This is a genomic window from Sanguibacter massiliensis, from assembly GCF_900240335.1.
Classification (GTDB): domain Bacteria; phylum Actinomycetota; class Actinomycetes; order Actinomycetales; family Cellulomonadaceae; genus Flavimobilis; species Flavimobilis massiliensis.
In genome coordinates, this window is the sequence record NZ_LT964979.1 from 1,108,255 (window position 1) to 1,132,869 (window position 24,615).

Below are 24,615 nucleotides of genomic sequence, written 5' to 3' on the forward strand. Positions count from 1 at the left end.
CATGACACCGCTCACGTGCACGAATCCCACCCAGCAGCAGTGGTCCGCGTCACCTCCGGCGCGCCGGCGTCAGCCGAGCGTCACCGGACGCACGATGTCCGCGACGACGAGAAGGACACTCATCCCGACGAGCAGTACGAACACGCCGTATGCGACCGGCATCATGCGCGCCGTGTCCGCGGGTCCCGGGTCGGGGCGTCCGCGCCGACGCGCGATCTGCCGCTTCGCGCCCTCGTAGAGGGCACCCGCGACGTGCCCGCCGTCGAGCGGCAGGAGCGGGATGAGGTTGAAGACGAAGAGCGCGACGTTGAGGTTCGCCAGGAGCGAGAGCCACACCGCGACGCGGTCGCCGACGGAGACCTCGTCGCCGCCGATTGTGCCGACCTCACCTGCGACGCGGCCGACGCCGACGATGCTCATGACGGACGACGCCGAACGGTCCTCGCCGGTGACGAGCGTGCGGGCCACGTTCCACACCTGCCCGGGCAGGGTGACGACGACCCTGGCGGTGCCCGAGACCTGTGCCCACAGCTGCTGCGGCACGGCCGCGAGCGACCTGTCGGCCTCGACCGTCGGCTGCACACCGACGTACGTCGACGTCACGGTGCGTGGCGTGCCGTCCTCCGCGAGGACGGGCTGGCCCTCAGCGTCGACGACGGTGCGTGTGAGCTCAGCGGGCACGAGCTCGAGCGTGAGGCGCTCGCCAGCCCGCTCGACGACGACCGACGTCAGGTGCGGGCCGACGGCAGCGATCCGTTCGGTGAGCTCGGCCCAGCCGTCGACCCGCTCCCCGCCGTACTCGACGACACGGTCGCCTGGGACGAGGCCCGCGGCGGCCGCGGGCGAGACAGGCGCACCGCTCGCGCACGTGTCCGACACGGCCGTCGTCGTCGGCGCGCACGGCACGACGGCTGCGAGCGTCGACGTCGCCGTAGCGACGCCCCAGCCGAGCGTCACGATACCGAGGAGGACGGCAGCGATGACGAGGTTCATGAAGGGCCCGCCGAGCATGACGACGAGTTTCTTCGGCGCGGAGAGGTTGTAGAACGCCCGTGGCTCCTCGCCCGGACGGATCTCCTCGGCCGACACCGCGCGCGCGTCCTCGGCCATCTCCTCGAAGCGACCGCTCCGCGGTTCCGCACCCACCGGCACAGGTCGTGCCGGGGCATACATGCCAACGAGCCGCACGAAACCGCCGAGCGGGATCCACTTGAAGCCGTACTCCGTCTCGCCGCGCGTCCACGAGCGGATCGTCGGGCCGAAACCCACCATGAACTGGCTCACGCGCACGCCGAACTTCTTGGCGGGCACCATGTGGCCGACCTCGTGGAGCGCGATCGACGCGAGCATGCCGACGACGAAGACGACGACGCCGATGACGTAGCCCATCCGGGTCACTTCCTTCCGAGGGCCTCGCGGCCGTGTGCGAACGTGTCAGGCGCGGGCGAGAAGCTCGTGGGCGCGGGCGCGGGCCCACACCTCAGTGTCGAGCACGAGGCTGGGAACGAGATGGGAGGTTCCGGGACCGTCGTGCTCGCCGAGGACCTGCTCAACGGTCGTGACGATGTCGAGGAAGCCGATACGGCCGGCGAGGAACGCGTCGACGCACTCCTCGTTGACCGCGTTGAGCACCGCGGGGTGGGTCGCCGATGCCGCGACGGCCTCGCGTGCGAGACGGACCGCCCGGAACGTCGACTCGTCGAGTGGCTCGAAGGTCCACTCCTGCGCCTGCGTCCAGTCGCACGCCGGGGCGACGTCCGCGACCCGCTCGGGCCACGAGAGGCCGAGCGCGATCGGCAGGCGCATGTCCGGGGGTGACGCCTGCGCGATCGTCGAGCCGTCGTGGAACTCGACCATCGAGTGGACGACCGACTGCGGGTGCACGACGACCGTGATGTCGTCGACCGGCACGTCGAAAAGCAGGTGCGCCTCGATGAGCTCGAGGCCCTTGTTCATCATCGACGCCGAGTTCACGGTGACGACCGGGCCCATCGACCACGTCGGGTGGTTGAGCGCCTGCTCGGCCGTGACCGAGCTCATCTGCGCGCGCGTCCAGCCACGGAACGGGCCGCCCGAGGCAGTGAGGACGAGCCTGCGCACCTCGTCGCGGCGTCCGCCGCGCAACGACTGGGCGATCGCCGAGTGCTCCGAGTCCACCGGCACGAGCTGGTCCGGACGCGTCACAGCGTCCTTGACGAGCGAGCCACCCACGACGAGCGACTCCTTGTTCGCGAGCGCGAGCGTCGAGCCCGCGTGGAGCGCCGCAAGCGTCGGGGCGAGCCCGACAGACCCGGTGATCCCGTTGAGGACGACGTCGACGCCAAGACCCGCGACCTGCGCGGCCGCCCCCGGCCCACCCAGCACCTCGACGCGACGGGCGTCGGCGCCGAGCTCAGCGACGAGCGCGTCACGCCGTGACGCGTCGGCGACCGCGACGACCTCGGCGCCCGTCGCCCGAACCTGCTGCGCGAGCGCGACGACGTCACCGCCCCCGGCCGCGAGCCCACGGACCCGGAAGAGCTCAGGGTTGCGCGCGACGACGTCGAGCGCCTGCGTGCCGATCGAGCCCGTCGACCCGAGCAGCGCGAGCGACCGCGGCGCCGCCGTCACTCGACCCCCAGGAGCACCTCGACGGCACGCGTGAGGAACGCGTCGACGGGTCCGACCGCATACCCGTCGCGGCCCCGACGAGTCCGGAAGCGGGCCTCGCGCACCTCGGTGCTCGTGAGCGGCTCGCCCCGGTCGAAGTAGCCGACGAGTCGCGCGCACAGCGCGTCAACGTCGTCCGCGTCGTACGACGCCTCGCCACGCGCGCCGGGCGCGAAACGCTCGCCGTCCGGGCGACCGAGACGGCCGTAGAGGGTGCGGGCCTTCTCAGCGAGCTGCGCCATCCACGCCTGCTGACCGTGCGCCGCGACGAACTCGGCGCGCTCGCGAGCGACGAACGCCGCCTCGAGCCGGTCGAGCGCAGCGTCGACCGCGCCCGTCTCGTAAGCGTTACGACGGACGACGGGGAACGCGACCCGATGGATCGCCGCGGCGTCGAGCGTCGCCGCACCCGGGGCTCCCGAGCCCTCGTACTCGGCTCGGGCGCACGCGAACAACGCGTCGACCTCATCGGCGGCATACCCCCGCCGCAGACCCGTCGTCGTGGGGAAGGTGCCGGTCATGAGGCCTCCTCGGCTGCGAGCTGGCCGCACGCCCCGTCGATGTCCGAGCCGCGGGTGTCCCGGATCGTCGTGGGGATGCCGTGCCCGCGCAGTCGCGCCACGAACTCCTCCTCGACGGCTGGGTCGCTCGCGGTCCACTTCGAGCCGGGCGTGGGGTTGAGCGGGATCGGGTTGGCGTGCACCCAGCCGTGGCCCCGCGCGTTGAGCTTCTTGCCGAGCAGATCGGCCCGCCACGCATGGTCGTTGATGTCACGGATGAGTGCGTACTCGATGCTCACACGTCGGCCCGTCACCTCGTAGTAGGCGCGCGCCGCGTCGAGCGTCTCGTCGACGGACCAGCGCGTGTTGATGGGCACGAGCTCCGAGCGCAGCTCGTCGTCGGGCGCGTGGAGCGACAGGGCGAGCGTGAGCGGCAGCCCCTCCTGGGAGAGTCGCTTGATCGCCGGCACGAGACCGACGGTCGACACCGTGATGTTGCGCGCCGACATGCCCAGGCCGTCCGGGACGGGCGCGACGAGCTGCCGGATCGTGCCCATGACGGCCTTGTAGTTGGCGAGCGGCTCCCCCATGCCCATGAAGACGAGGTTCGTGAGGCGGCCGGGGCCGCCGGGGATCTCGCCGCGGTCGAGCGCGCGCGCGGCGTCTCGCACCTGCTCGACGATCTCTGCGGTCGAGAGGTTGCGGGTGAGGCCGAGTTGGCCGGTCGCGCAGAACGGGCACGCCATGCCGCAGCCGGCCTGGCTCGAGACGCACAGCGTCGACCGATGCGGGTAGCGCATGAGCACCGACTCGACACGCGCCTGGTCGAACATGCGCCACAGCGTCTTGACGGTCGTGCCGCCGTCCGCCGTCATGACACGCGTGCTGCGCAGCAGCGGCGGGAAGAACGCCTCGACGAGCCGGTCACGCGTCGCCGCGGGAAGATCCGTCATCTCAGCGGGGTCCGCCGTGAGGTGGCCGTAGTAGTGCTGACTGATCTGCTTGGCCCGGAACGGCTTCTCCCCCAGGCCCGTGACGACCTCGACCCGCTCGGCGGGAGTGAGGTCGGCGAAGTGGCGCGGCGGCTTGCCGCGCCGTCCAGCGGCGGGAGTCGAGAGGTCGAGCGTCACGGGGACGCGGCGGTCGGTCATGAGGATCAGCTTCCGGTGGGACGGTTCAGCCGCCGAGGGCGGCCGACAGCATGAGGTAGGCGAAGGGCGCGGTGAGCAGGAGCGAGTCCAGGCGGTCGAGGACACCGCCGTGACCGGGCAGGAGCGTGCCCATGTCCTTGAGCCCGAGGTCCCGCTTGAGGAGCGACTCCGCGAGGTCGCCGAACGTCCCCGTCACGGGCGTCGCGAGTCCGAGGGCGACGCCCCACCACCACGGGCCGTCGAGCAGGACCATGCCGACGACACCGACGAGCGACGCGAGCAGGAACGATCCGGCGAGGCCCTCCCAGCTCTTCTTCGGGGAGATCGACGGCGCGAGCGGGTGCTTGCCGAAACGCACCCCCGCGAAGAACCCGCCTGTGTCGCTCGCGACGGGCAGGAGGATGAAGAGCAGGACGCGCCACGTGCCGTCGGGGTGCGCGAGCATGAGCATCGCGAACCCCGCCATGAGCGGCAGGTATGCGACGGCAAACGTCGAGGCAGCAGTGTCACGGAGCCCACTAGGGCCGTAACCGTCGAGGGCCCGCCACACGAGGGCACCGAGGACCGTGAGCGTGAACGCGACGAACATCGCCTCCGGCCCGGCGAGGTACGCGGAGACGAGGATCCCAGCGGCCCCGACCCACAGCGGTGCGAGAGGCAGGTGGACGTCGCGGCGCGCGAACGCCTGCGACAGCTCCCACAGCGCCGCAGCCACGGCGATGACGGCGAGCCCGACGAAGGCGGGCTGCCACACGAAGAGGGCGAGACCGACGACGACGAGCAGGCCTGCGCCGACCGCGACCGCCATGGGCAGGTCGCGGCCGGAGCGGCCGGTCGTCGTCGCGGGCGCTGCGCCCTCAGGCATCTCGGGCATCAGACCTCGAGAAGCTCCGTCTCCTTGGCCGCGAGGATCGCGTCGACCTCGTCGGTATGGCGCTTCGTGAGGGCGTCGAGCTCCTTCTCAGCCCGCGTCACCTCGTCCTCGCCCGCGTCGCCGTCCTTGACGAGACGGTCGAGGACGTCCTTGGCCTTGCGTCGCACCGCGCGAATCGAGACGCGAGCGTCCTCGGCCTTCGTCTTGGCGAGCTTGACGTAGTCGCGGCGGCGCTCCTCCGTGAGGGAGGGCAGGATGACACGGACGACGTTGCCGTCGTTCGACGGGTTGACGCCGAGGTCCGAGTCGCGCAGTGCCTTCTCGATCGCGGACATCGCAGTCTTGTCGAACGGTGAGATGAGCACCGTGCGCGCCTCCGTGACGTTGAACGACGCGAGCTGCTGCAGGGGCGTGGGCGTCCCGTAGTACTCGACGAAGATCTTCGCGAACATCGCGGCGTTCGCGCGGCCCGTGCGGATCGCGCCGAAGTCCTCCTTGGCGACCTCGATCGCCTTGTCCATCTTCTCCTCGGCTTCGAGAAGGGTCTCGTCGATCACCGGTGCTCCTTGTCTGAGCCGCCCGGGGGCGGCACGTACGGGTTCGTCGTGCTGAGGTCTTGTGAGGGTCGCGCAGACGGTCAGCCCGCGGTCACCACGGTCCCGATGTTCTCACCCACGAGGGCGCGGGTCACGTTCCCAGGCTCTCCCATGCCGAACACGCGCATCTTCACGCCGTTGTCCATGCACAGGCTGAACGCGGTCGAGTCAACGACCTTGAGGCCGCGCTGGAGCGCGTCCGAGTACGTGAGGGTGTCGAGGCGCTTCGCGGTCGGGTCGGTGTTCGGGTCCGCGGTGTAGACACCGTCGACCCCGTTCTTCCCCATGAGCACCTCGTCGCACCGGGTCTCGAGGGCGCGCTGGACGGCGACGGTGTCGGTCGAGAAGTACGGCATGCCGGCCCCGGCGCCGAAGATGACGACGCGGCCCTTCTCCATGTGCCGGATCGCGCGCAGCGGGATGTAGTTCTCGGCGACCTGGCCCATGGCGATCGCCGTCTGGACGCGGGTCGACTGGCCGGCCTGCTCGAGGAAGTCTTGGAGAGCGAGGCAGTTCATCACGGTGCCGAGCATCCCCATGTAGTCGGCGCGGGCGCGGTCGATGCCGCGCTGGGAGAGCTCGGCGCCGCGGAAGAAGTTACCTCCGCCGACGACGATCGCGATCTGCACGCCGCGGGCCGCGGCCGCGGCGATCTCGGCGGCGATCCGCTGGACGACGTCGGGTGCGAGCCCGATCTGGCCACCTCCGAACATCTCGCCCGAGAGCTTGAGCAGGACTCGGCGGGGTGCGGCGGACTCGGTCATCGGGACTCCTCGGTGCGACGTGGGGGACGGTGGGCGGGTGCGCCGTCGGCCCGGCCCCGGAGACGGGGCCGGGCCGACGGTGAGGACGACCGGGTCAGTTGCCGACGCGGAAGCGGACGAACGACACGATCGTGCCGCCGGCTTCCTTCGCGGCCTGACCGACCTTCTTCGAGGGGTCCTTCGCGAGCGGCTGCTCGAGGAGGACGACGTCCTCGAAGAACTTGCCGAGACGGTTCTCGGCGATCTTCGCGATGATGTGGTCAGGCTTCTTGCCACCCTCGTTACGGGCGGTCTCCTCGGCGATGCGACGCTCGTTGTCGACCTTCTCCGCCGGGACGTCCTCGCGGGAGAGGAAGTCGGGCGCGAGGGCGGCGACGTGCTGCGCGACGTCCTTGCCGACCGCGGCACCGGCCTCGTCGGTGACGACAAGGACACCGATCGTCGGCGGGAGGTCCTTGGCCGTGCGGTGCACGTAGCTCGTGACCTTGGGGCCCGAGGCGGCCGCGACGCGACGCAGGACGACCTTCTCGCCGATGCCGGCGGCCAGCGTCGTGATCGTGTCGGCGACGGTGCCCTCGGCGGTCGGCGCCGCGAGGGCGCTCTCGACGTCGGTCGCACCCGCGGCGACGACGGCCGCGAGGACCGTGTCGGCGAGGTCGATGAACTTCTCGTTCTTCGCGACGAAGTCGGTCTCGCAGTTGAGCTCGATGATCGTGCCGGTCTCGCCGGCGTCGGACGGGCGGATGTCGACGGCCACGAGGCCCTCGGTGGTCTCGCGGTCCTCACGCTTCGAGACGCCCTTGAGGCCCTTGATGCGGAGGAGCTCGAGCGCCTTCTCCGAGTTGCCGTCAGCCTCGTCAAGAGCCTTCTTGACGTCGAGCATGCCGGCGCCCGTGCGCTCGCGCAGAGCCTTGATGTCAGCGGCGGTGTAGTTCGCCATGGGTGGTCACCCTTTGCGTTCGGTCTGGACGGTGGTCGGTGGTGGACCGGTGCGGCCGGGCGGTGTCCCGCCCGGCCGCACGTCGGTCACTCGGCCGCGGGGGCCTCGGCGGCGGGCGCCTCAGCGACAGCAGCCTTGGCGGCCGGCGTCTCGGCAGCGGGAGCCTCGGCTGCGGCCTCGGTGGCCGGCGCGGCCGCCGCGTCGCCCGCGAGGAGCTCCTGCTCCCACTCGGCGAGCGGCTCGGCCGGCGCCTCGGCGCCGGAACGGCCCTGCGAGCGCGAGACGAGACCGTCGGCGACGGCGTCCGCGATCACGCGGGTGAGGAGACCGACGGCGCGGATCGCGTCGTCGTTGCCCGGGATCTTGTAGTCGACGACGTCAGGGTCGCAGTTGGTGTCGAGGATCGCGACGACCGGGATGTTGAGCTTGCGCGCCTCGTCGACGGCGAGGTGCTCCTTGTTCGTGTCGACGATCCACACGGCCGAGGGAACCTTGGCCATGTCACGGATGCCGCCGAGCGTCTTCGTGAGCTTGTCCTTCTCACGACGGAGCACGAGGAGCTCCTTCTTCGTGAGGTTCGAGCCAGCGACGTCGTCGAAGTCGATCTGCTCGAGCTCCTTCATGCGCTGGAGGCGCTTGTGAACCGTGCCGAAGTTCGTGAGCATGCCACCGAGCCAGCGGTGGTTGACGTAGGGCATGCCCACGCGGGTCGCCTGCTCGGCGACGGCCTCCTGGGCCTGCTTCTTCGTGCCGACGAAGAGGATGGAGCCGCCGTGCGCGACGGTCTGCTTGACGAACTCGTAGGCCGTGTCGATGTACGACAGCGACTGCTGGAGGTCGACGATGTAGATGCCGTTGCGCTCCGTGAAGATGAATCGCTTCATCTTCGGGTTCCAGCGGCGGGTCTGGTGCCCGAAGTGGACACCGCTCTCGAGGAGCTGGCGCATGGTCACGACTGCCATGGCACTTCCTTCCGACACGGCGGCGGATCCTCCGCCCGTCCGTGCACGTCCGGCGGCCCCTGCGGGGCCGCGTGGTGGTTGTCGACCCTGCGCCGGGAGGCGAGGGTCCCTGGCACCCCGTCCCGCGAGCACCGGCCGGAGCCGGACCACGTCGCGTGACCCTGGACGACCCGGCGCGAGGCGCGACGGGGTAATGGCCAGGAGGGAGGTGCGCGATGTCCCTGGGGGCGACGTGCAGGCACGGCACACCCAGAGCAGATCCATCGTACCCGACGACTCCCCTGGTCCCGGACTCCGGACGGTGTGACGAAGCCACCACCGCGCGCCGCACCCCCGGGTCCGTGCCTGACCACAGACCAGCTGTCGCGCCCCCTCTCCACCGATGGCCGGGCGCGGAATGCGCACCGCACGAACGCGGTGTGAAGTGGCTGCATGACGACCCCCACGAGCCCGGGGGCTGCCGCCCCGCGCGGCGCGATCCCGCCGCGCCACCGGCGGGCGCGGCCCGCAGCGCACCGCGCGCGCGACAACGCTCACCGCGTCGTCGCCGCGCTGGCCCTGCTCGTCGCCACGACGCCCCCGGCCGCGGCCGACCCTGGCGTTGCGACGTCCGACCCGACCGTCGGCACGACCCGCACAACCGTCGGCGCAGCCGCCGCTCCTCGCGGCGCGCCCCCTCCTGGAGGCACCGGATGGCGCCCGCCCATCGCAGGCAGGGTCGTCAGACCCGCCGACATCCCCCGCAGCCCATGGGCCGCAGGTCACCGCGGCCTCGACCTCGCCGCGCGTCCGGGCGGCGCCGTCGCGGCCCCGGCAGCCGGCACCGTCCAGTTCGCAGGACAGGTCGCCGGACGCGGCGTCGTCGTCGTCGAGCACGAGGGCGGACTCCGGTCCACCCTCGAACCCGTCACGGCGAGCGCCGCCGTCGGCACCCCCGTCGCCGCCGGCGACATCATCGCCACGCTCAGCACCGAGCCCGGACACTGCACGCCGCAGGCGTGCCTGCACTGGGGCGTGCGCCTCGACTCCACCTACATCGATCCCGCGTCGCTCCTGGCGCGACCACGGATCGTGCTCCTCCCGGGGCGGGCAAAAGCACGCCGCGGGCTCCGTCCCCCGGACGGCGCCCGCGGCGCACGACGCGCCGGGCTTCCCTGGGCCCGGCCCGGAACTCCGTCAGCCGCGCTCGGCCTCGTCGAGGAGCTGACGGAGACGGACGACTGCGGCGGAGTGCACCTGCGAGATCCGCGACTCGGTGACACCGAGGATCGCGCCGATCTCGGCGAGCGTCCGGTTCTGGAAGTAGTAAAGCGTGAGGACGAGCTTCTCCCGGTCCGTCAGCTGGCAGATGGCCCGCCCGAGGAGGTACTTCGACTCCTTCGCCTCGAAGCTGCGCGCCGGGTCGTCGCCGTGCCCCTGGACGACCGTGTCGAGCATCGACATGGGCTCGGCCCGCTCGGCACCGACCGCGAGCAGCTCGTCGAGCGCGACGACGTTCGCGCGCGACACCTGCGCGTGCACCGCCCGGACGTCGACGACGGGCACCCCGAGGTGCTGCGCGACTTCGTCGTCCGACGGCCGACGGTGCCACTGCGCCTCGAGCTCGGCGTGAGCCCGGTCGATCGCACGGGCCTTCGACCGCACCGAGCGCGGCACCCAGTCGATCTGGCGCAGCTCGTCGATGACGGCGCCGCGGATCCGCGCCGACGCATACGTCTCGAACTTGATCTCACGATCGATCTCGAACTTCTCGATCGCGTCGATGAGACCGAACATGCCGTAGGAGACGAGGTCCGCGTGCTCGACCGAGCTCGGAAGACGCATCGCGATGCGGGAAGCCACCATCGAGACGAGCGGCGCGTAGTGGATGATGAGCTCCTCGCGCCGCTGCGCGGAACCCGTCTGCTTGTACTCGACCCAGATCTCGGCGACCGCGTCGTGCGGCGCGAGGTCGGCCTCGAGGTCAGCGAGGACGTCCGCGGCAGAGTCCTGCTCGGCCGCGGGGTGCGGAAGACCTGTGATCGGCATGGTGTCTCCGGCTGTTCTCACGCGCGGGGGTGCGCGAGCTCGTAGGACGAGCGAAGCCGCTCGGCGCTGACGTGGGTGTACTTCTGCGTGGTGGCGAGGGTCGCGTGACCCAGCACCTCCTGCACCCCGCGGAGGTCGGAGCCTCCCGCGAGGAGGTGTGTGGCGGCCGAGTGCCGCAGCCCGTGGGGCGCGATGTCGTCGACACCGGCAAGCTCCGCGAGATCGTGGACGACCTGTCGGATCTGCCGCTGGCCCCACCGCTGACCACGGGTGCCGAGCAGGAGCGCAGGCTCCGCCGGGTCGGAGACGAGGACAGGGCGCCCGCTCTCGAGCCAAGCGTGGACGGCGCGGCCAGCAGGCAGACCGAACGGGACGACACGTTCGCGGGAGCCCTTGCCGAGGACGCGGACGGTGCGCTCGGCGAGCTGGACGTCCGAGACGTCGACCCCGACAAGCTCACCGACCCGGATGCCGGTCGCGTAGAGGAGCTCGACGGCGGCCCAGTCGCGCAGGTGCGCGGGGTCACCGCTCTCGGCGCGGTCGCGTGCCGTCTCCATGAGCTCACGGGCGGCGTCGACGTCGAGGACGGTCGGGAGCACGCGGTCGCTGCGCGGGCTCGCGAGGCGCGCAGCGGGGTCGCTCTCGACGCGACCGGTGCGGCACGCCCACTCGAAGAAGGAGCGGACGGACGCGCCGCGGCGGGCGAGCGTCGCGCGGGAGAGATCGCGCTCGCTCATCTCGGCGAGCCACGAGCGCAGGACAGAGAGGTCGACGTCCGCAGGTCCCTCGAGGCCGAGACCCGCCGCATACGCCGCCAGCTGCTCGACGTCGCTGCGGTAGGCCCGCACGGTGTGGGCGGCGAGCCCCCGCTGGACCCCGAGGTCGGCGCAGAAACGGGCGAGCGGTTCGTCCCACCCGCCCGCAGCCTGGGTCCTCGAGGTCGCGTGCACGAGACGAGAGTGTCCCGGCCTGCGGCATTGTTCAAGTACCGGTTTCTGGGAAGCGCGCCACCGGCGTCCGTTTCATGTAGACATGAGATGACCTTCCCGGCCGCGTCACAAAAAACGCACGAGTCTCGGCGCGATCAATTGCGGCGCATGACGACCCGATCGCGCCAGAACTTGTTCAGATCTGCGCCGCAGATCAGCCCCGACGACACGATCCGGCCAGCACCGGCCGCTCCGACGATCCGCGCAGGCCACGACGGTCATCGCGCCGTAGGTCGGCGCGCTGCCACGGTGAGCTCCCACCCCCCGGCGGCCCGCGCGACAAGCCCGGCAAGCTCGAGCTCGCCGAGCGCCGCAAGCACGTCGGACGCGGCGATGCCGACCGCCGGCACGAGCTCATCGAGCGTCGTCGGTCGGCGAGCGTCGAAGCCGTCGAGCACCTCGCGCGCCACGTCGCGCAGTGCGTCCCGGGGATCATGATGCGTCTCCCCGGCGCCCTCGGACGGCGCACCGCCCGGAAGGAGCTCGAGCACGTCAGCAACCGATGTCACGCAGACCGCGTCATGCTCACGGAGCAGTCGGTGGCACCCCGTCGAGGCCATCGACGTCACGGGACCTGGCACAGCACCGACCGGCCGGAGAAGCCCTGCCGCATGCGTCGCGGTCGAGAGCGACCCCGATCGCCACGCGGCCTCGACGACGACGGTTGCCGCCGAGAGCGCCGCGATGAGGCGGTTGCGTCGCAGGAAGCGCGAGCGTGTCGGTGTCGCCCCCACCGGGACCTCCGCGACGACGGCCCCGCCCCGCGCCAGCACCCGCTCGAGCAGGTCCGTGTTCCCCGCCGGGTAGAGCCGGTCCGCTCCTCCCGCCATGACCGCGACCGTCGGTCCGTCACCGGCAAGCGCTCCCCGGTGCGCGGCCGCGTCGATCCCGTACGCACCTCCCGAGACGACCGCATGACCGCGGTCGGCCAGGCCGCACGCGAGGTCGGCCGCGACAGCGGTGCCATAACCCGTCGCGGCACGGGCACCGACGAGCGCGACGGCGGGCGGGCCCAGGAGCGCGCGCGGGTCGCCGCGCACCCACAGGCATGCGGGTGCCGCGGGCCCGAGGTCGTCGAGCCCGTGCGGCCAGCCCTCGTCCCCGCGTACGAGAACCCGCCCCCCGAGCTCCCGCAGCGCACGGGCGTCCCGGTCCGGGTCGACGCGTCCCAGCCGAGGCCCCCACCGGTCGAGCGCGGCGAGCAGCCGCCGCGGCGTGAGCTCCTCGACCGGGTCGTCGATGCGCTCGCGCAGCCGCGCGACCGCACGTGACCGGTCGCCGTGGTCGTGCGCAGCGCGCAACCACGCGAGCGCGGCCACCGGGCCGACCGCGAGGAGAAGCGACCCCGCCGTCCTGTCACCAGGCTCAGCGAGACCGCTCCACGCGGCCGCCGCACGCCGGACGTCGGCACGACTCGCGCCCGTCCCGTCCGACCCCTCCGACCCCGAAGACGGGTCCGACGGGGCCATGGCGGTCCGCGCAGGCACGGCCCTCACCGGCGGCTCGCCGCCAGGCCGCGCAGGCGTCGCGCCACGTCCCGGCACGGCGGCGGTCACGCGACCGCTCCACGCGTGCGCAGCGCGAGCGCGCGTCCGACGTCCTCGCGTCCGGGCCGGTCTCGGCCGGCGAGGTCGGCGATCGTCCACGCGATCCGCAGCACCCGGTCCGCTCCGCGCAGCGAGATCATGCCGCGGTCGAGCGCCCGGTCGACGTCGGCGAGCACCCCACCGCCGCGGCCGAGCATCCCGCGGAGGACGCGTCCAGGCACCTCCCCGTTGAGGCGCCACGGCGTGCCGGCGAGCCGCGCTGCGGCCGCGAGGCGCGCCTGCGCGACGCGTCCGGCGACCGTCGCCGTCGACTCCCCCGGCTCCGCCTGGTCGAGGTCGACACGGCTCACGCCTGCGACCTCGACCTGAAGGTCGACTCGGTCGAGCAGCGGTCCCTGGACCCGCGAGAAGTACCGTCGCCTCTGCATGGGCGTGCACGTGCACTGCAGGCCCTGGCCGACCGCGAGCCCGCACGGGCAGGGGTTCGCCGCGAGGACGAGCTGGAAGCGCGCGGGGAACCGCGCCGACCCACCGGCCCGATGGATGACGAGCTCGCCATCCTCGAGCGGCTGCCGCAGCGTCTGCAGGACCCGCGCCCCGAACTCCGGGCACTCGTCGAGGAAGAGCACACCCCGGTGGGCACGCGACGCCGCACCCGGCCTCGGCACGCCACTGCCCCCGCCGACGAGCGCCGCAGCGGTCGCGGTGTGGTGCGGGTCCTCGTAGGGCGGGCGGCGCACGAGCCCGTCGCCCGCGTCGAACGTCCCGGCGACCGAGTGGACGGCCGTGACCTCGACCGCCTCGGACTCCGTGAGGTCAGGCAGAAGTCCCGGCAGCCGTGACGCGAGCATGGTCTTCCCCGCGCCCGGCGGCCCGACCATGAGCAGGTGGTGCCCGCCCGCCGCGGCGATCTCAAGAGCGGCCCTCGCCTCGTGCTGGCCGAGCACGTCCTCGAGGTCGCCCACGGGCTCGCGCGGGGCACGCGCGGGCCGCGCGGTCGGGATCCTCACCGGTGCAGGCTCGGAGATGTCGGCGCCGTACGCATACGCGAGCTCGGCGAGGCACGAAACGCCCCGGACCTCGACGTCGGGGACGAGCCGGGCCTCGTCGACGTCGGCGGCCGCGACAACGACCCGCCGCACGCCAGCCGCAGCCGCCGCGGCGACGGCCGGCAGCACTCCCCGGACAGGGTGGACGCGGCCGTCGAGGCCGAGCTCTCCGAGGTGCACGACGCCCCGCGGCGCAGTCGCGTCAACGAGACGCGCGCCGGCAAGGACGGCAACCGCGATCGCGAGGTCGAAGCCTGCGCCGTGCTTGGGCAGCGACGCGGGCGAGAGGTTGACGGTGACGCGCTGCTGCGGCCACGCCAGTCCGCTCGACGCCACGGCGGCCCGCACCCGGTCGCGCGACTCGCTCAGCGACGTATCGGGCAGCCCGATGAGCGTGAAGCCCGGCACGGTGGCGGCAAGGTGCGCCTCGACGCCGACGACGTGCCCGGTCATGCCGACGAGCGCGACACCGCGCGAGGTCCCGAGCCCCATCAGAGGATCCCGCGCAGGTGCTCAACGCGCGGCGGTTCGCCCGGGCACAGCCAGACCGCGACGACGTCGATTCGCACGTGGACGACGCGCTGGGAGTGCTCGGCGAGCCACTGTCCTGTGAGCCGTCGAAGCCGCGCGGCCTTCGCCGGGGTCACGGCCTCGGCGGGGTGGCCGAAGCCTGTTCCGGTGCGGGTCTTCACCTCGACGACGACGAGGTCGTCGCCCTCGAGCGCGACGATGTCGAGCTCGCCGCCGTGCCCGCGCCAGTTGCGCTCGAGCACGCACCATCCGTCGTCCTCGAGGCGTCGTGCGACGAGGTCCTCCCCCGCGCGGCCCACCGCCTGCCTGTCCGTCGTCCGTCCGTGCGCCACCATGGCCACCACCTCCGGGACAGAGGGTGCTGCCGTGGTGGGGTGCTGCGCATCCGCGTCACGCAGTTCTGTGGACGGCCCGTGCGCCGCGCCGGGCTGTGGTCAGCCGAGCACGCGGCTCAGCGTGCCTCAGATCGAGAGCTCGGGCCTCGCGAGCTCCTCGACGTTAACGTCCTTGAACGTCACGACACGCACCGACTTCACGAAGCGGGCCGTCCGGTAGACGTCCCACACCCACGCGTCGGCGAGCGTCAGCTCGAAGTACACCTCGCCCGCCGCCGACCGCACCTGGAGGTCCACCTGGTTGGCAAGGTAGAACCTGCGCTCGGTCTCGACGACGTAGGAGAACAGGCTGACGACGTCCCGGTACTCCCGGTAGAGCGCCAGCTCCATGTCGGTCTCGTAGTTCTCGAGGTCTTCAGCACTCACCGGACCATCATCCCTCATCTGCGACTGGACCCGGCACCGCACCCGAGCCGATCGGTGCCGCGTCACGCGCCGGGAGGCGCCACGACCGCCGATGCTCGTCGCACGGGCCGACGCGCCGCAGCTCGGCGAGATGGTCCGCAGATCCGTACCCCTTGTTCGACGCCCACCCATAGCCCGGGTGACGTGCGTCGGCCTCACCCATGAGGCGGTCGCGCGCCTGCTTCGCGAGCACGCTCGCAGCCGCCACCGACGCGCAGCGCAGATCGCCCTTGACGAGCGTCCGCACCTCGCGCGCGACTCCGTCGTCCTCGGGGTCGTCGACCGCGAAGAGATCGTCCTGCGCTGGCGGCGTCAGCCAGTCGTGCGACCCGTCGAGCAGGACCGCACGTACCGTCGCGCCGGCGGCCTCGGCAGCGCGCAGCGCTCGCCTCCCCGCGGTGCGCAACGCCCCGACGATGCCGAGCGCGTCGATCTCCGCGGGCGAGGCATGGCCGACGCCCCACGCGAGCACCCAGCCGGCGACCGCCGGCTCGATCCTCTCGCGCGCTACGGCGCTCAGCAGCTTGGAGTCGGTGAGGCCCGCGGGGACCGGCACCGCGAGCGACGACGCCGAGACGAGTGCGCACCCGACCGTCACAGGTCCGGCGAGCGCGCCGCGCCCGACCTCGTCCATGCCCGCGACGACCTCGACCCCCTCAGCGAGCCATGCCGCCTCGACGAGCGTATCCGGCGGCTGCCTCACGGGGTCGGCGCGGGCACGTCGGCAAAGACGTCACCCGGGTTGCGCATCAGCGCGACGCGGTCGAGCGGCCACACCTTCGCGAACGCGACGCCGACGACGTTGTCGAGCGGGACGAACCCGCCACCGGGCTTGCCACCGTTGTACCGGGAGTCCCCCGAGTGCTGACGGTTGTCGCCGAGCACCCACAGCGACCCCTCGGGCACCGTGACGTCGAACTCGGTCTGGCTCGGCAGGGCCCCCGACGCAAGGTACTGCGTCTCGTCGATCTCGACGCCGTTGACGGTGAGGAGCCCCGCGTCGGTGCAGCACGTCACCCTGTCGCCCGGAAGCCCGACGACCCGCTTGATGAGGTGCTCCCCCGCGTCCTGGGGACGCAGGCCCACGACGGTGAGCGGCGTGCTCAGCCACGTCGGCATATTGTCGGCGCGGCTCGCCGGGACACCGTCAAGCCACCCGCCCGGATCCTTGAACACGACGACGTCGCCGCGCGAGAGGTCGAACGGACCTGGTGTGAGCTTGGAGACGAGCACACGATCGCCTGCGACGAGCGTGTCCTCCATCGACTCGGACGGGATCATGAACGGCTGCACGAGGAACGTCTTGACGACGAACGACAGCACGAGGGCGGAGACGAGGATGATGACCGTCTCCTTGACCATCGCGGAGAAGCGCGACCGTCGGTGGATCGTGCCGCGCGGGCGCATCTGACTCTCGGGCCCGGAACCGTCGTCGCTCCCGGCCGTCACGTGCTCGTCGTTCTCATGGATCACGGGGTCCACTGTCCCACCCCTCGCTGTCCGGGGCACACCCGGCCCACCGAGCGGGCGCGCCCAGCGCCCGGACTGGCGTCCGAGAACGCCCGAGGGCGGGCGACCTGTCGGTCGCCCGCCCTCGGAACGGTGTGCGTGAGGCTCAGGCCTTGGGGCCGAAGTCGCGCTTCTCCTTGATGCGCGCGGCCTTGCCGCGGAGCTTGCGGAGGTAGTAGAGCTTGGCGCGGCGCACGTCACCGCGCGAGACGACCTCGATCGAGTCGATGACGGGCGAGTTCACGGGGAACGTACGCTCGACGCCCACGCCGAAGGAGATCTTGCGGATCGTGAACGTCTCGCGGACGCCACCGTTGCGGCGCGCGATGACGATGCCCTGGAACGCCTGGACGCGCGAGCGGTTGCCCTCGATGACCTTGACGTTGACCTTGAGGGTGTCACCGGCGCGGAACTCGGGGATGTCGGTGCGCAGCTGGGCTGCGTCGACGGAGTCAAGAATGTGCATGTCTGCTCCTCGTCCTGCCACAGGTCAGGGACGTGATCGTGGGCCTGCTGGGGCCCGTCGGTCATGGGGTGGTGCGTGACGGGCGGACCCGTCGTGGCGTGAGGCGCTCCCCTGTGGCAGAGGCCGGCGCGCACCAACGTCCTATCCTGCCACATCCGGGCCGCACGACGGTAACGACCGCCGCCCCTGGTTCGCGTGCGCCGCGTCACTCCCCCGCGGGACGCACACCGTCGGGACGCACCCACCAGCCGAGGTCGCCGAGCGTCGCCCGGTCCCGCTTGTCGAGGCGCGTCGGGTCGAGCGCCGCGATCATGTCGGGCCGGCGCTCCGCGGTACGCGCGAGCGCCTGGTCGCGTCGCCACCGAGCGACCTTGCCGTGGTGCCCGCTCATGAGGACGTCGGGGATCGCGAGCCCCTCCCACTCGACCGGTCGCGTGTAGACGGGGTACTCGAGGAGGCCCTCGGCGGAGTGCGACTCCTCGACGACCGACTCGGCGTTGCCGAGAACGCCCGGCACGAGCCGCGCGACGGCCTCGACCATGACGAGCGTCGCGACCTCGCCCCCGTTGAGGACGTAGTCCCCGATCGATGCCTCCTCGACGCGCACGCCCCGCGTGCGGTGGTGCTCGGCGACGCGCGCGTCGATCCCCTCGTAGCGGCCGCACGCAAAGACGAGGTGCTCACGCGTCGCCCAGTCCTCGGCGGTGCGCTGCGTGAACGTCGGCCCGGACGGCGTCGGGACGACGAGCGTCGCGCCCTCCGTGAGGACGTCGGACAGCGCCGCGCCCCACACGTCGGGGCGCATGACCATGCCGGCACCGCCGCCCGCGGGAGTGTCGTCGACCGTGCGGTGCCGGTCGTGCGCCCAGTCCCTCAGGTCGTGGACGCGCACGTCGAGCAGGCCGGCGGCGCGAGCCTTGCCGACGAGCGAGAGCTCGAGCGCGTCGAGGTACGCGGGGAAGATTGTGAGGACGTCGACGCGCACGCTCAGCGCTCCTCGTCGTCCGTGACGCCGCCCTCGGCCGAGCCCGGCGTCGGCGGGACGACCTCGAGGTTCGCGGCGTCCGACGCGAGGAGGCCGCCGGGGGGCGTGAGGACGACCCGGCCGCCCGCGACGTCGACAGTCGGGACGATCGCCCGCACGAACGGCACGAGCGTGCGCTCGCCGCCCGTCTCGAGGACGACGAGCATGTCGTGCGCGGGGAGGTGCTCGAGCCCCTTGACCGTGCCGACGACCGTGCCGTCGGTGAGTTCGGCGCGCAGCCCGACGAGTTCGTGCGGGTACCACGCGTCTTCCTCGTCGGAGTCCTCGGCGTCGACGACGAGCTCGACGCCGCGAGCGTCCTCCGCGGCAGAGCGGTCGGGGATCTCGACGAACGCCGCGTACCAGCGGTCACCGGCCGTGCGCGTGTACTCGACCGTGAGCGGGCCCGCCGACGCGGGGGCGGTCTCGAGGACGGCGCCGTCCGCGAGGCGCTCGTCGGGGATGTCGGTGCGGAGCTCGAGCGCGATCTCGCCCCGCAGCCCGTGGGGCTTGCCGAGACGGGCGACGGTGAGGCGCTGGCTAGTCATGGAGGGCTCCGGTCGTCTGGTGGTGGGACGCGTCAGGCCCAGCCCTTGCGGGCCGGGCCTGACGTGGTGATGCGGGTGTCGCGCGTGTCAGCGGCGGTCGACGTCGACGACGTCGACGCGGACCGGCTCGTCGGCAAGAGCGCCGACGACGGTGCGCAGGGCACGTGCGGTGCGCCCGGAGCGTCCGATGACGCGACCGAGGTCGTCGGGGTGCACGCGCACCTCGAGCAGGTCGCCGCGGCGCGTGGCCTTGGCCTTGACCTGGACGTCGTCGGGGTTGTCCACGATGCCGCGGACGAGGTGCTCCAGGGCGTCGGCGAGCATCAGGCCTGCTCCTCCGAGGACTCCTCCGCGGGAGCCTCGTCAGCGGGGGCCTCGGCCGGGGCGGCGGCCGCAGCCTTGGCCTCGGCGGCCTTCGCCTTGACCTTCTCGGCCTGCTCGGCGGCGGCGGCGATCGCGGCGGCGGGGTCGACCTTGTCGCCCTTGACGCGCAGCGTGCCCTCGGCGCCCGGGAGGCCCTTGAACTTCTGCCAGTCACCCGTGATCTTGAGGAGCGCGGCGACCTGCTCGGTCGGCTGCGCGCCGACGCCGAGCCAGTACTGCGCACGCTCGGAGTCGATCTCGATGAGCGAGGGCTCCTCGGTCGGGTGGTACTTGCCGATCTCCTCGATGACGCGACCGTCACGCTTGGTGCGCGAGTCGGCGACGACGACACGGTAGAACGGGGCGCGCATCTTGCCGAAGCGCTTGAGGCGGATCTTGGTGGCCACTGTGTGGTCTCTCCTGGTTCGTGTGTGGGCGGACCCTCGCGCACGCCGGTGGGGCCGGAGGTCGTGAGCGTCCAGGACGCGGCGTTGCACGGAGAGAGGGGCCGGGCACGCCGAGTACAGCGCACCATTCTGCCAGACGTCCGGCACTGGTCCAACCGTGCGACGCGCCACACCTCCAGGACGACTCCCCGGCCGGACCTCGACGCGCGCCGACGTCCCCGCCGCACCGCGAGCTCTCGACGGATTGACGGATTCCGCCCGTCGAACGGGCGGAATCCGTCAATCAGTCAGGATGGGTGGCTGCGGAACGTGCGGGGAACGACCGGAGTGCGGGGACGAGAGACGCAGCGCGCCCGGAGCGAAGGGTCAGCGGACCCGGCGGCCGCGGAGGACGACCGCGCTCGGCGCCGCGAGCACGGCGACGTCCGCCGCGGGGTCGGCCGGGTAGACGACGACGTCGGCCTCGACGCCCTCGTCGAGCAGCGGGGCACCGAGGTAGTCACGCGTCCGCCAGCTTGCGGCCGCGAGGACCTCGAGCGGGGGGACGCCGGCAGCGACGAGCTCGGCGCACTCGGCGGCGATCTGCCCGTGACCGATCGTCCCACCGGCGTCCGTGCCGACGAGCAGCCGCACACCTGCCTCGAAGAGGTCGCGCACGTGCGCGTGACGTCGCGCGTGCATGCGCCGCATGTGCGCCGCGTACACCGGGTAGCGGCCGTCGGCCTGCTGCGCGATCGCCTCGAAGCGCTCGACCTGCAGCAGGGTCGGTGTCACGGCGATCCCGCGCGCCGCAACCTCGTCGATCATCGACGGGGTGAGGCCCGTGCCGTGCTCAAGGCAGTCGACGTCCGCGGCGAGCAGACCCGGGAGTGCCTCCTCGGAGAACGTGTGCGCCGTGACGCGCGCACCCGCGTCGTGCGCCCGCGCGACCGCGGTCGCGAGCACGTCGCCCGGCCACAGCGGCCGCAGGTCGGCCGACGCTCCCTCGGAGCGTTCGATCCAGTCGGCGACGATCTTCACCCAGCCGTCGCCGCGCGCCGCCTCCTGCGCGACGGCGTCGGGCAGCTCCGCGACCTCGGCGAGCTCGCGGCCGTAGTCGCGCAGGTAGCGCTTCGGCAGCGCGAGGTGCGACCCGCAGCGCACGAGGCGCGGCAGGTCGGGCTCGTCGTGCACCCACGTCGTGTCGAGCGGCGAGCCCGCGTCCCGCACAAGGAGCACGCCCGCGTCGCGGTCGGCGAGTGCCTGGGCTCGAGCGACCTCGCGGCTCGTCGCCCCGGCGGAGTCGAGACCCACGTGGCAGTGGACGTCGACGAGCCCGGGCACAGCCCAGCCCTCGACGCGCGTCACGTCGCCCGACGGCTGCTCGAAGGTGAGACGGCCGTCGACGACCCAGGCCTCGGCCCGCACGTCGTCGTCGCCGAGCCGCACCGGCCCCGCGAGGTGGAGCGTCTCCACGCGACTCGCCTCCCCGCTGCCGAGCGTCAGCCGCCGAGCAGCTTGCGCAGCTCGTCCATGTCCGGGGTCGCGCCCGGCGCGGCGCCGCCGCCGAGGCCGAACGCGGAGCCCGCAGGAGCTTGCGAGGCCTCGACGATGCCGGCCTCCTGCTGGGCCCGCTTCGCGGGGTTGCCCGAGCGCGCCTTCTTGCGCGCGGGCGCCTGCGACCGGCCCTTCGACTTCTTGCCGCCCATGCCCGGCAGCGCACCCATGCCCGGCATGCCCATGCCCCCGCCGCGCGCCATCTGCTTCATCATCTTCTGCGCGCCCTCGAACCGCTCGAGGAGCTGGTTGACGGCCGAGGCCGTCGTGCCCGCACCCTTGGCGATGCGTGCGCGACGCGATCCGTTGATGATCTTGTGGTTGCGGCGTTCGGCCGGGGTCATGGAGCGGACGATCGCCTCGACGCGGTCGACCTCACGCTCGTCGAAGTTGTCGAGCGCCTCACGCATCTGCCCCATGCCCGGCAGCATGCCGAGCATCTTCTTCATCGAGCCCATGTTGCGCATGGCCTGCATCTGCGAGAGGAAGTCCTCGAGCGTGAAGTCGTCGCCCTGCGCGAGCTTCGACGCCATCTTCTCGGCCTGCTCGGCGTCGAACGCCTTCTCAGCCTGCTCGATGAGCGTGAGGACGTCACCCATGTCGAGGATGCGCGACGCCATGCGGTCAGGGTGAAACGCCTCGAAGTCGGTGAGCTTCTCGCCCGTCGACGCGAAGAGGATCGGACGACCCGTCACGCGCGCGACGGAGAGCGCCGCACCACCGCGCGCGTCGCCGTCGAGCTTCGAGAGGACGACGCCCGTGAAGTCGACACCCTCGGCGAACGCGTTCGCGGTCGCGACCGCGTCCTGACCGATCATCGCGTCGATGACGAAGAGGACCTCGTCGGGCTGCGTCGCGTCACGGATGTCCCGCGCCTGCGCCATGAGCTCGGCGTCGACACCCAGCCGGCCGGCGGTGTCGATGATGACGACGTCGTGCTCGCGCGAGCGCGCGGTCTCGACGCCAGCGCGTGCGACCGCGACCGGGTCACCCGTCGGGACCTCGTCCTCGCCCGCAACACCCGGGTGCGGCGCGTACACGGGCGCGCCCGCCCGCTCACCGACGACCTTGAGCTGCGTGACGGCGTTGGGACGCTGAAGATCCGCCGCGACGAGGAGCGGCGTGTGGCCCTTCTCCTTGAGGTGGAGGGCCAACTTGCCCGCGAGCGTCGTCTTGCCCGCGCCCTGGAGGCCCGCGAGCATAATGACCGTCGGCGGGTTCTTCGCGAGCGCGAGACCGCGCTGGCCCTCGCCGCCGAGGATCGCGACGAGCTCCTCGTTGACGATCTTCACAACCTGCTGCGCCGGGTTGAGCGCACCCGAGACCTCGACGGACAGGGCGCGCTCGCGCACCGCGGCGGCGAACTCCCGCACGACGGGCACCGCGACGTCCGCGTCGAGGAGCGCACGACGGATCTCGCGCACCGTCGCGTCGATGTCCGCCTCGGAGAGGCGTCCGCGCGAGCGGAGATTCTTGAACGTCGATGTCAGGCGGTCGGACAGGGTGGCGAACACCGGGGCATCCCTCACGATCACGGGGCTGTAGGTCAGGCGCCAGCCTACCCGCCCAACGCCGCGATCCCCCGCGCAGCAAGATCGTCGACGAGACGCGCGCGCCACGCGGTCCAGCCGTGCGGCCCGAGCGACGACGAGTCCGCCTCGGTGAGCGCCCGCAGGACCCGCAGCAGGTCGGCGCGCCCGTCGACCGCGTCGCACAGCTCCGTGAGCGTCGTCGGGTCGTCCGGGTCCGCCGTCGTCGCGAGGCGCGCGAGCGTGAGGTGGTGGCGGACGAGCAGCGTGACATCACCCACGACGCCGTCCTCGACGCCGCACCGACGAAGGATCTGTGGCACGAGCGCCGCGCCGGCAACCGCGTGGTCGTCGGCGCCCGCGCGCTTGCCGATGTCATGGAGGACCGCGGAGAGCAGGAGCGTGCGACGCTCGTCCGACGTGAGGCCGTCGGCGCGTCCCGCCCGTGCGGCGACCTCGACGAGGTGACGGTCGACCGTGTGCCGGTGCGCGGGCGAGCGCTGCGGCCGGTTGCGGACGCCCGCCCACTCGGGGAACCACGTCGTCACGACGCCCGCGAGGTCAAGGGCCTCCCACACGGGCACCTGCGCCTCGCGGCCGCCGAGCAGCGCGAGCAGGTGCTGGCGCGCCGCCGCAGGCCAGGGTTCGGGCAACGGTGGGCACTCGCTGAGGTTGCGTGCGGTCACGGGTGAGACGGGCAGCCCGGTCCGCACCGACGTCGCCGCGGCCCGCAGCGGCAGGAGCGGGTCACGCTCGGGGGCTGCGTCGACCGCGAGCACGAGCTCGCCGTCGAACTCGACGAGCCCGTCGGCGACGGCCCGCAGCCGGGGCGGCATGCGCCGCCCTCGGACGACGCGCGGGCCGAGCACGACGGTCCTCGTCAGCGCTTGGCGTGCACGCCGCGCCGTCGTCTCAAGCGCCGCGGTCACCGTGCGACCAGCCTCGGCGAGACCCGCGAGGAGGTTGTCGGTCGCGTCGAGCGCCGCCTCGCCGTCGGCGCCGTCCCCGAGAAGCCCGAGACGCTTCGCGACCTCGGTCTGGTCCGCCTTGAGCAACAGGTTCGTCGGCCGGCCCGTGACAGTGCCGAGCGCGTCCCGCACCGTGAGCAGGTGCCCGACGGCCGCGTCGACGTCGCCGTGCGGGCGGTCCGTGAGCCACGAGGCGGCGAGCGCCGCGAGCACGGTCGCGTCCCGCAGGCCGCCGCGGGTCTCCTTGAGGTCGGGCTCGACGAGGTACGCGAGCTCCCCTGCCCGCTCGGCGCGCTCGCGCGTTGAGGCGAGCAGCTCCGGCAGGCGCCGCCGTGCGGCGCCGCGCCAGTCCGCGAGGACCGCGGACGTCGCGCGCGTCGTGAGGGCCGGGTCGCCGGCGACGTGGCGCGTGTCGAGGAGCCCGACGACCGCCGGCACGTCACGCGTCGCGACCTGGCGGCACTGCGCGAGCGACCGGACCGCGTGGTCGATTTCGAGCCCCGCGTCCCACAGCGGGTACCAGAGCTGCTCCGCGAGACGCCGGACACGCTCGGCGTCCCGAGCGCGTCCTTCGTGGAGGAGGACGAGGTCGAGGTCCGAGCACGGCCCCGCGTGACCGCGGGCGAGCGACCCGACGACGGCGAGCGCCACCCCGTCGTCGCCGCCGTCGAGCGCCTCGGCCCAGAGCCCGGCGAGGACCTCGAGCGTCGCGTCGGTCGCCCGCGTGCGGAGGGCGGCCGACGCGGCATCCGTGAGCGGGCCGGGTCGTGAGCGCCACAGGTCGAGCCGGAAGGACCGCAGGTCCCGCACCCCCCCGGGGTGCGGGACCTGCGTCCCCTGACCGACCTCACACCCCGTGAGGTCGTCATGCACGTCGCGCTCCGC

Annotated in this window: 25 protein-coding genes and 1 pseudogene; 1 reads left to right on the plus strand and 25 read right to left on the minus strand. The window is 72.6% G+C overall.

All coding sequences use genetic code 11. The features are described 5' to 3' along the window. Window positions 1-69 precede the first annotated feature (69 nt). The 9 genes from C1729_RS05150 to rpsB all read right to left on the minus strand — a co-directional run bounded on the left by C1729_RS05150 (window position 70) and on the right by rpsB (window position 8,436). Window positions 70-1,389 (minus strand): M50 family metallopeptidase, encoded by a 1,320-nt coding sequence (locus C1729_RS05150; protein ID WP_102508994.1) that lies wholly within the window; start codon window positions 1,387-1,389, stop codon window positions 70-72. Between the two features lie 45 nt (window positions 1,390-1,434). Next, window positions 1,435-2,610 (minus strand): 1-deoxy-D-xylulose-5-phosphate reductoisomerase, encoded by a 1,176-nt coding sequence (dxr, locus tag C1729_RS05155; RefSeq protein WP_102508995.1) that lies wholly within the window; start codon window positions 2,608-2,610, stop codon window positions 1,435-1,437. Continuing rightward, window positions 2,607-3,170, minus strand: a complete 564-nt coding sequence (locus C1729_RS05160) for a DivIVA domain-containing protein (RefSeq protein ID WP_102508996.1) — start codon at window positions 3,168-3,170, stop codon at window positions 2,607-2,609. The genes dxr and C1729_RS05160 overlap by 4 nt, the downstream gene beginning before the upstream one ends. Beyond that, the gene (gene rlmN / locus C1729_RS05165) at window positions 3,167-4,300 is read right to left on the minus strand and encodes a dual-specificity RNA methyltransferase RlmN (protein ID WP_102508997.1); all 1,134 of its coding nucleotides are present in this window, start codon (window positions 4,298-4,300) and stop codon (window positions 3,167-3,169) included. The genes C1729_RS05160 and rlmN overlap by 4 nt, the downstream gene beginning before the upstream one ends. Before the next feature lie 25 nt (window positions 4,301-4,325). Then, window positions 4,326-5,165 (minus strand): phosphatidate cytidylyltransferase, encoded by an 840-nt coding sequence (locus tag C1729_RS05170; RefSeq protein ID WP_102510534.1) that lies wholly within the window; start codon window positions 5,163-5,165, stop codon window positions 4,326-4,328. An 8-nt stretch (window positions 5,166-5,173) separates the two neighbouring features. Further along, on the minus strand, window positions 5,174-5,731 hold the full coding sequence (frr, locus tag C1729_RS05175; RefSeq protein ID WP_102508998.1) for a ribosome recycling factor: 558 nt from the start codon (window positions 5,729-5,731) through the stop codon (window positions 5,174-5,176). An 80-nt stretch (window positions 5,732-5,811) separates the two neighbouring features. Further along, a complete protein-coding gene (pyrH, locus tag C1729_RS05180; protein ID WP_102508999.1) occupies window positions 5,812-6,534 on the minus strand; it encodes a UMP kinase in 723 nt (240 codons plus the stop codon). A 94-nt stretch (window positions 6,535-6,628) separates the two neighbouring features. After that, a complete protein-coding gene (tsf, locus tag C1729_RS05185; RefSeq protein ID WP_102509000.1) occupies window positions 6,629-7,474 on the minus strand; it encodes a translation elongation factor Ts in 846 nt (281 codons plus the stop codon). Window positions 7,475-7,560: 86 nt separating this feature from the next. Beyond that, window positions 7,561-8,436, minus strand: coding sequence for a 30S ribosomal protein S2 (gene rpsB, locus C1729_RS05190; RefSeq protein WP_102509001.1), 876 nt, complete (start codon window positions 8,434-8,436; stop codon window positions 7,561-7,563). Between the two features lie 432 nt (window positions 8,437-8,868). Between rpsB and C1729_RS05195 the strand changes: the two are divergent. Next, a pseudogene (locus C1729_RS05195) lies at window positions 8,869-9,468 on the plus strand (peptidoglycan DD-metalloendopeptidase family protein); the annotation flags it as partial. Between the two features lie 144 nt (window positions 9,469-9,612). Here the strand turns inward: C1729_RS05195 and C1729_RS05200 are convergent. The 16 genes from C1729_RS05200 to C1729_RS05275 all read right to left on the minus strand — a co-directional run bounded on the left by C1729_RS05200 (window position 9,613) and on the right by C1729_RS05275 (window position 24,603). Continuing rightward, window positions 9,613-10,464, minus strand: coding sequence for a FliA/WhiG family RNA polymerase sigma factor (locus C1729_RS05200; RefSeq protein ID WP_102509002.1), 852 nt, complete (start codon window positions 10,462-10,464; stop codon window positions 9,613-9,615). Window positions 10,465-10,481: 17 nt separating this feature from the next. Next, window positions 10,482-11,414 (minus strand): tyrosine recombinase XerC, encoded by a 933-nt coding sequence (locus C1729_RS05205; protein ID WP_102509003.1) that lies wholly within the window; start codon window positions 11,412-11,414, stop codon window positions 10,482-10,484. Window positions 11,415-11,671: 257 nt separating this feature from the next. Then, window positions 11,672-13,009, minus strand: a complete 1,338-nt coding sequence (gene dprA, locus C1729_RS05210) for a DNA-processing protein DprA (RefSeq protein ID WP_242493720.1) — start codon at window positions 13,007-13,009, stop codon at window positions 11,672-11,674. After that, window positions 13,006-14,541, minus strand: a complete 1,536-nt coding sequence (locus C1729_RS05215) for a YifB family Mg chelatase-like AAA ATPase (protein ID WP_102509005.1) — start codon at window positions 14,539-14,541, stop codon at window positions 13,006-13,008. The genes dprA and C1729_RS05215 overlap by 4 nt, the downstream gene beginning before the upstream one ends. Continuing rightward, entirely contained in the window at window positions 14,541-14,915 is a 375-nt protein-coding gene (locus C1729_RS05220) for a YraN family protein (RefSeq protein ID WP_102509006.1), read from the minus strand. Before C1729_RS05220 ends, C1729_RS05215 begins: the two co-directional genes overlap by 1 nt. Before the next feature lie 126 nt (window positions 14,916-15,041). Then, window positions 15,042-15,341, minus strand: coding sequence for a DUF2469 domain-containing protein (locus C1729_RS05225; protein ID WP_102509007.1), 300 nt, complete (start codon window positions 15,339-15,341; stop codon window positions 15,042-15,044). A gap of 7 nt (window positions 15,342-15,348) precedes the next feature. Continuing rightward, on the minus strand, window positions 15,349-16,083 hold the full coding sequence (locus C1729_RS05230) for a ribonuclease HII (RefSeq protein ID WP_242493721.1): 735 nt from the start codon (window positions 16,081-16,083) through the stop codon (window positions 15,349-15,351). Beyond that, complete coding sequence (gene lepB, locus C1729_RS05235) at window positions 16,080-16,853, minus strand: signal peptidase I (protein WP_242493722.1); 774 nt, start codon at window positions 16,851-16,853, stop codon at window positions 16,080-16,082. Before lepB ends, C1729_RS05230 begins: the two co-directional genes overlap by 4 nt. Before the next feature lie 142 nt (window positions 16,854-16,995). Continuing rightward, window positions 16,996-17,355 (minus strand): 50S ribosomal protein L19, encoded by a 360-nt coding sequence (gene rplS, locus C1729_RS05240; RefSeq protein ID WP_102509008.1) that lies wholly within the window; start codon window positions 17,353-17,355, stop codon window positions 16,996-16,998. Between the two features lie 205 nt (window positions 17,356-17,560). Continuing rightward, window positions 17,561-18,340, minus strand: a complete 780-nt coding sequence (gene trmD / locus C1729_RS05245) for a tRNA (guanosine(37)-N1)-methyltransferase TrmD (RefSeq protein ID WP_102509009.1) — start codon at window positions 18,338-18,340, stop codon at window positions 17,561-17,563. A gap of 2 nt (window positions 18,341-18,342) precedes the next feature. Beyond that, window positions 18,343-18,927: a ribosome maturation factor RimM gene (rimM, locus tag C1729_RS05250; RefSeq protein WP_102509010.1), complete on the minus strand. Its 585-nt coding sequence runs from the start codon at window positions 18,925-18,927 to the stop codon at window positions 18,343-18,345. 87 nt (window positions 18,928-19,014) lie between these two features. Beyond that, window positions 19,015-19,251: an RNA-binding protein gene (locus tag C1729_RS05255; RefSeq protein ID WP_102509011.1), complete on the minus strand. Its 237-nt coding sequence runs from the start codon at window positions 19,249-19,251 to the stop codon at window positions 19,015-19,017. Beyond that, the gene (gene rpsP / locus C1729_RS05260; RefSeq protein ID WP_102509012.1) at window positions 19,251-19,697 is read right to left on the minus strand and encodes a 30S ribosomal protein S16; all 447 of its coding nucleotides are present in this window, start codon (window positions 19,695-19,697) and stop codon (window positions 19,251-19,253) included. The genes C1729_RS05255 and rpsP overlap by 1 nt, the downstream gene beginning before the upstream one ends. A gap of 366 nt (window positions 19,698-20,063) precedes the next feature. Next, window positions 20,064-21,152 carry an amidohydrolase family protein gene (locus tag C1729_RS05265; RefSeq protein ID WP_242493723.1) on the minus strand — a complete coding sequence of 363 codons (1,089 nt, stop codon included), beginning with the start codon at window positions 21,150-21,152 and terminating at the stop codon, window positions 20,064-20,066. Window positions 21,153-21,178: 26 nt separating this feature from the next. Further along, entirely contained in the window at window positions 21,179-22,747 is a 1,569-nt protein-coding gene (gene ffh / locus C1729_RS05270) for a signal recognition particle protein (protein WP_102509014.1), read from the minus strand. A 44-nt stretch (window positions 22,748-22,791) separates the two neighbouring features. Next, window positions 22,792-24,603: a [protein-PII] uridylyltransferase family protein gene (locus C1729_RS05275; RefSeq protein ID WP_102509015.1), complete on the minus strand. Its 1,812-nt coding sequence runs from the start codon at window positions 24,601-24,603 to the stop codon at window positions 22,792-22,794. Between the last annotated feature and the right edge of the window lie 12 nt (window positions 24,604-24,615).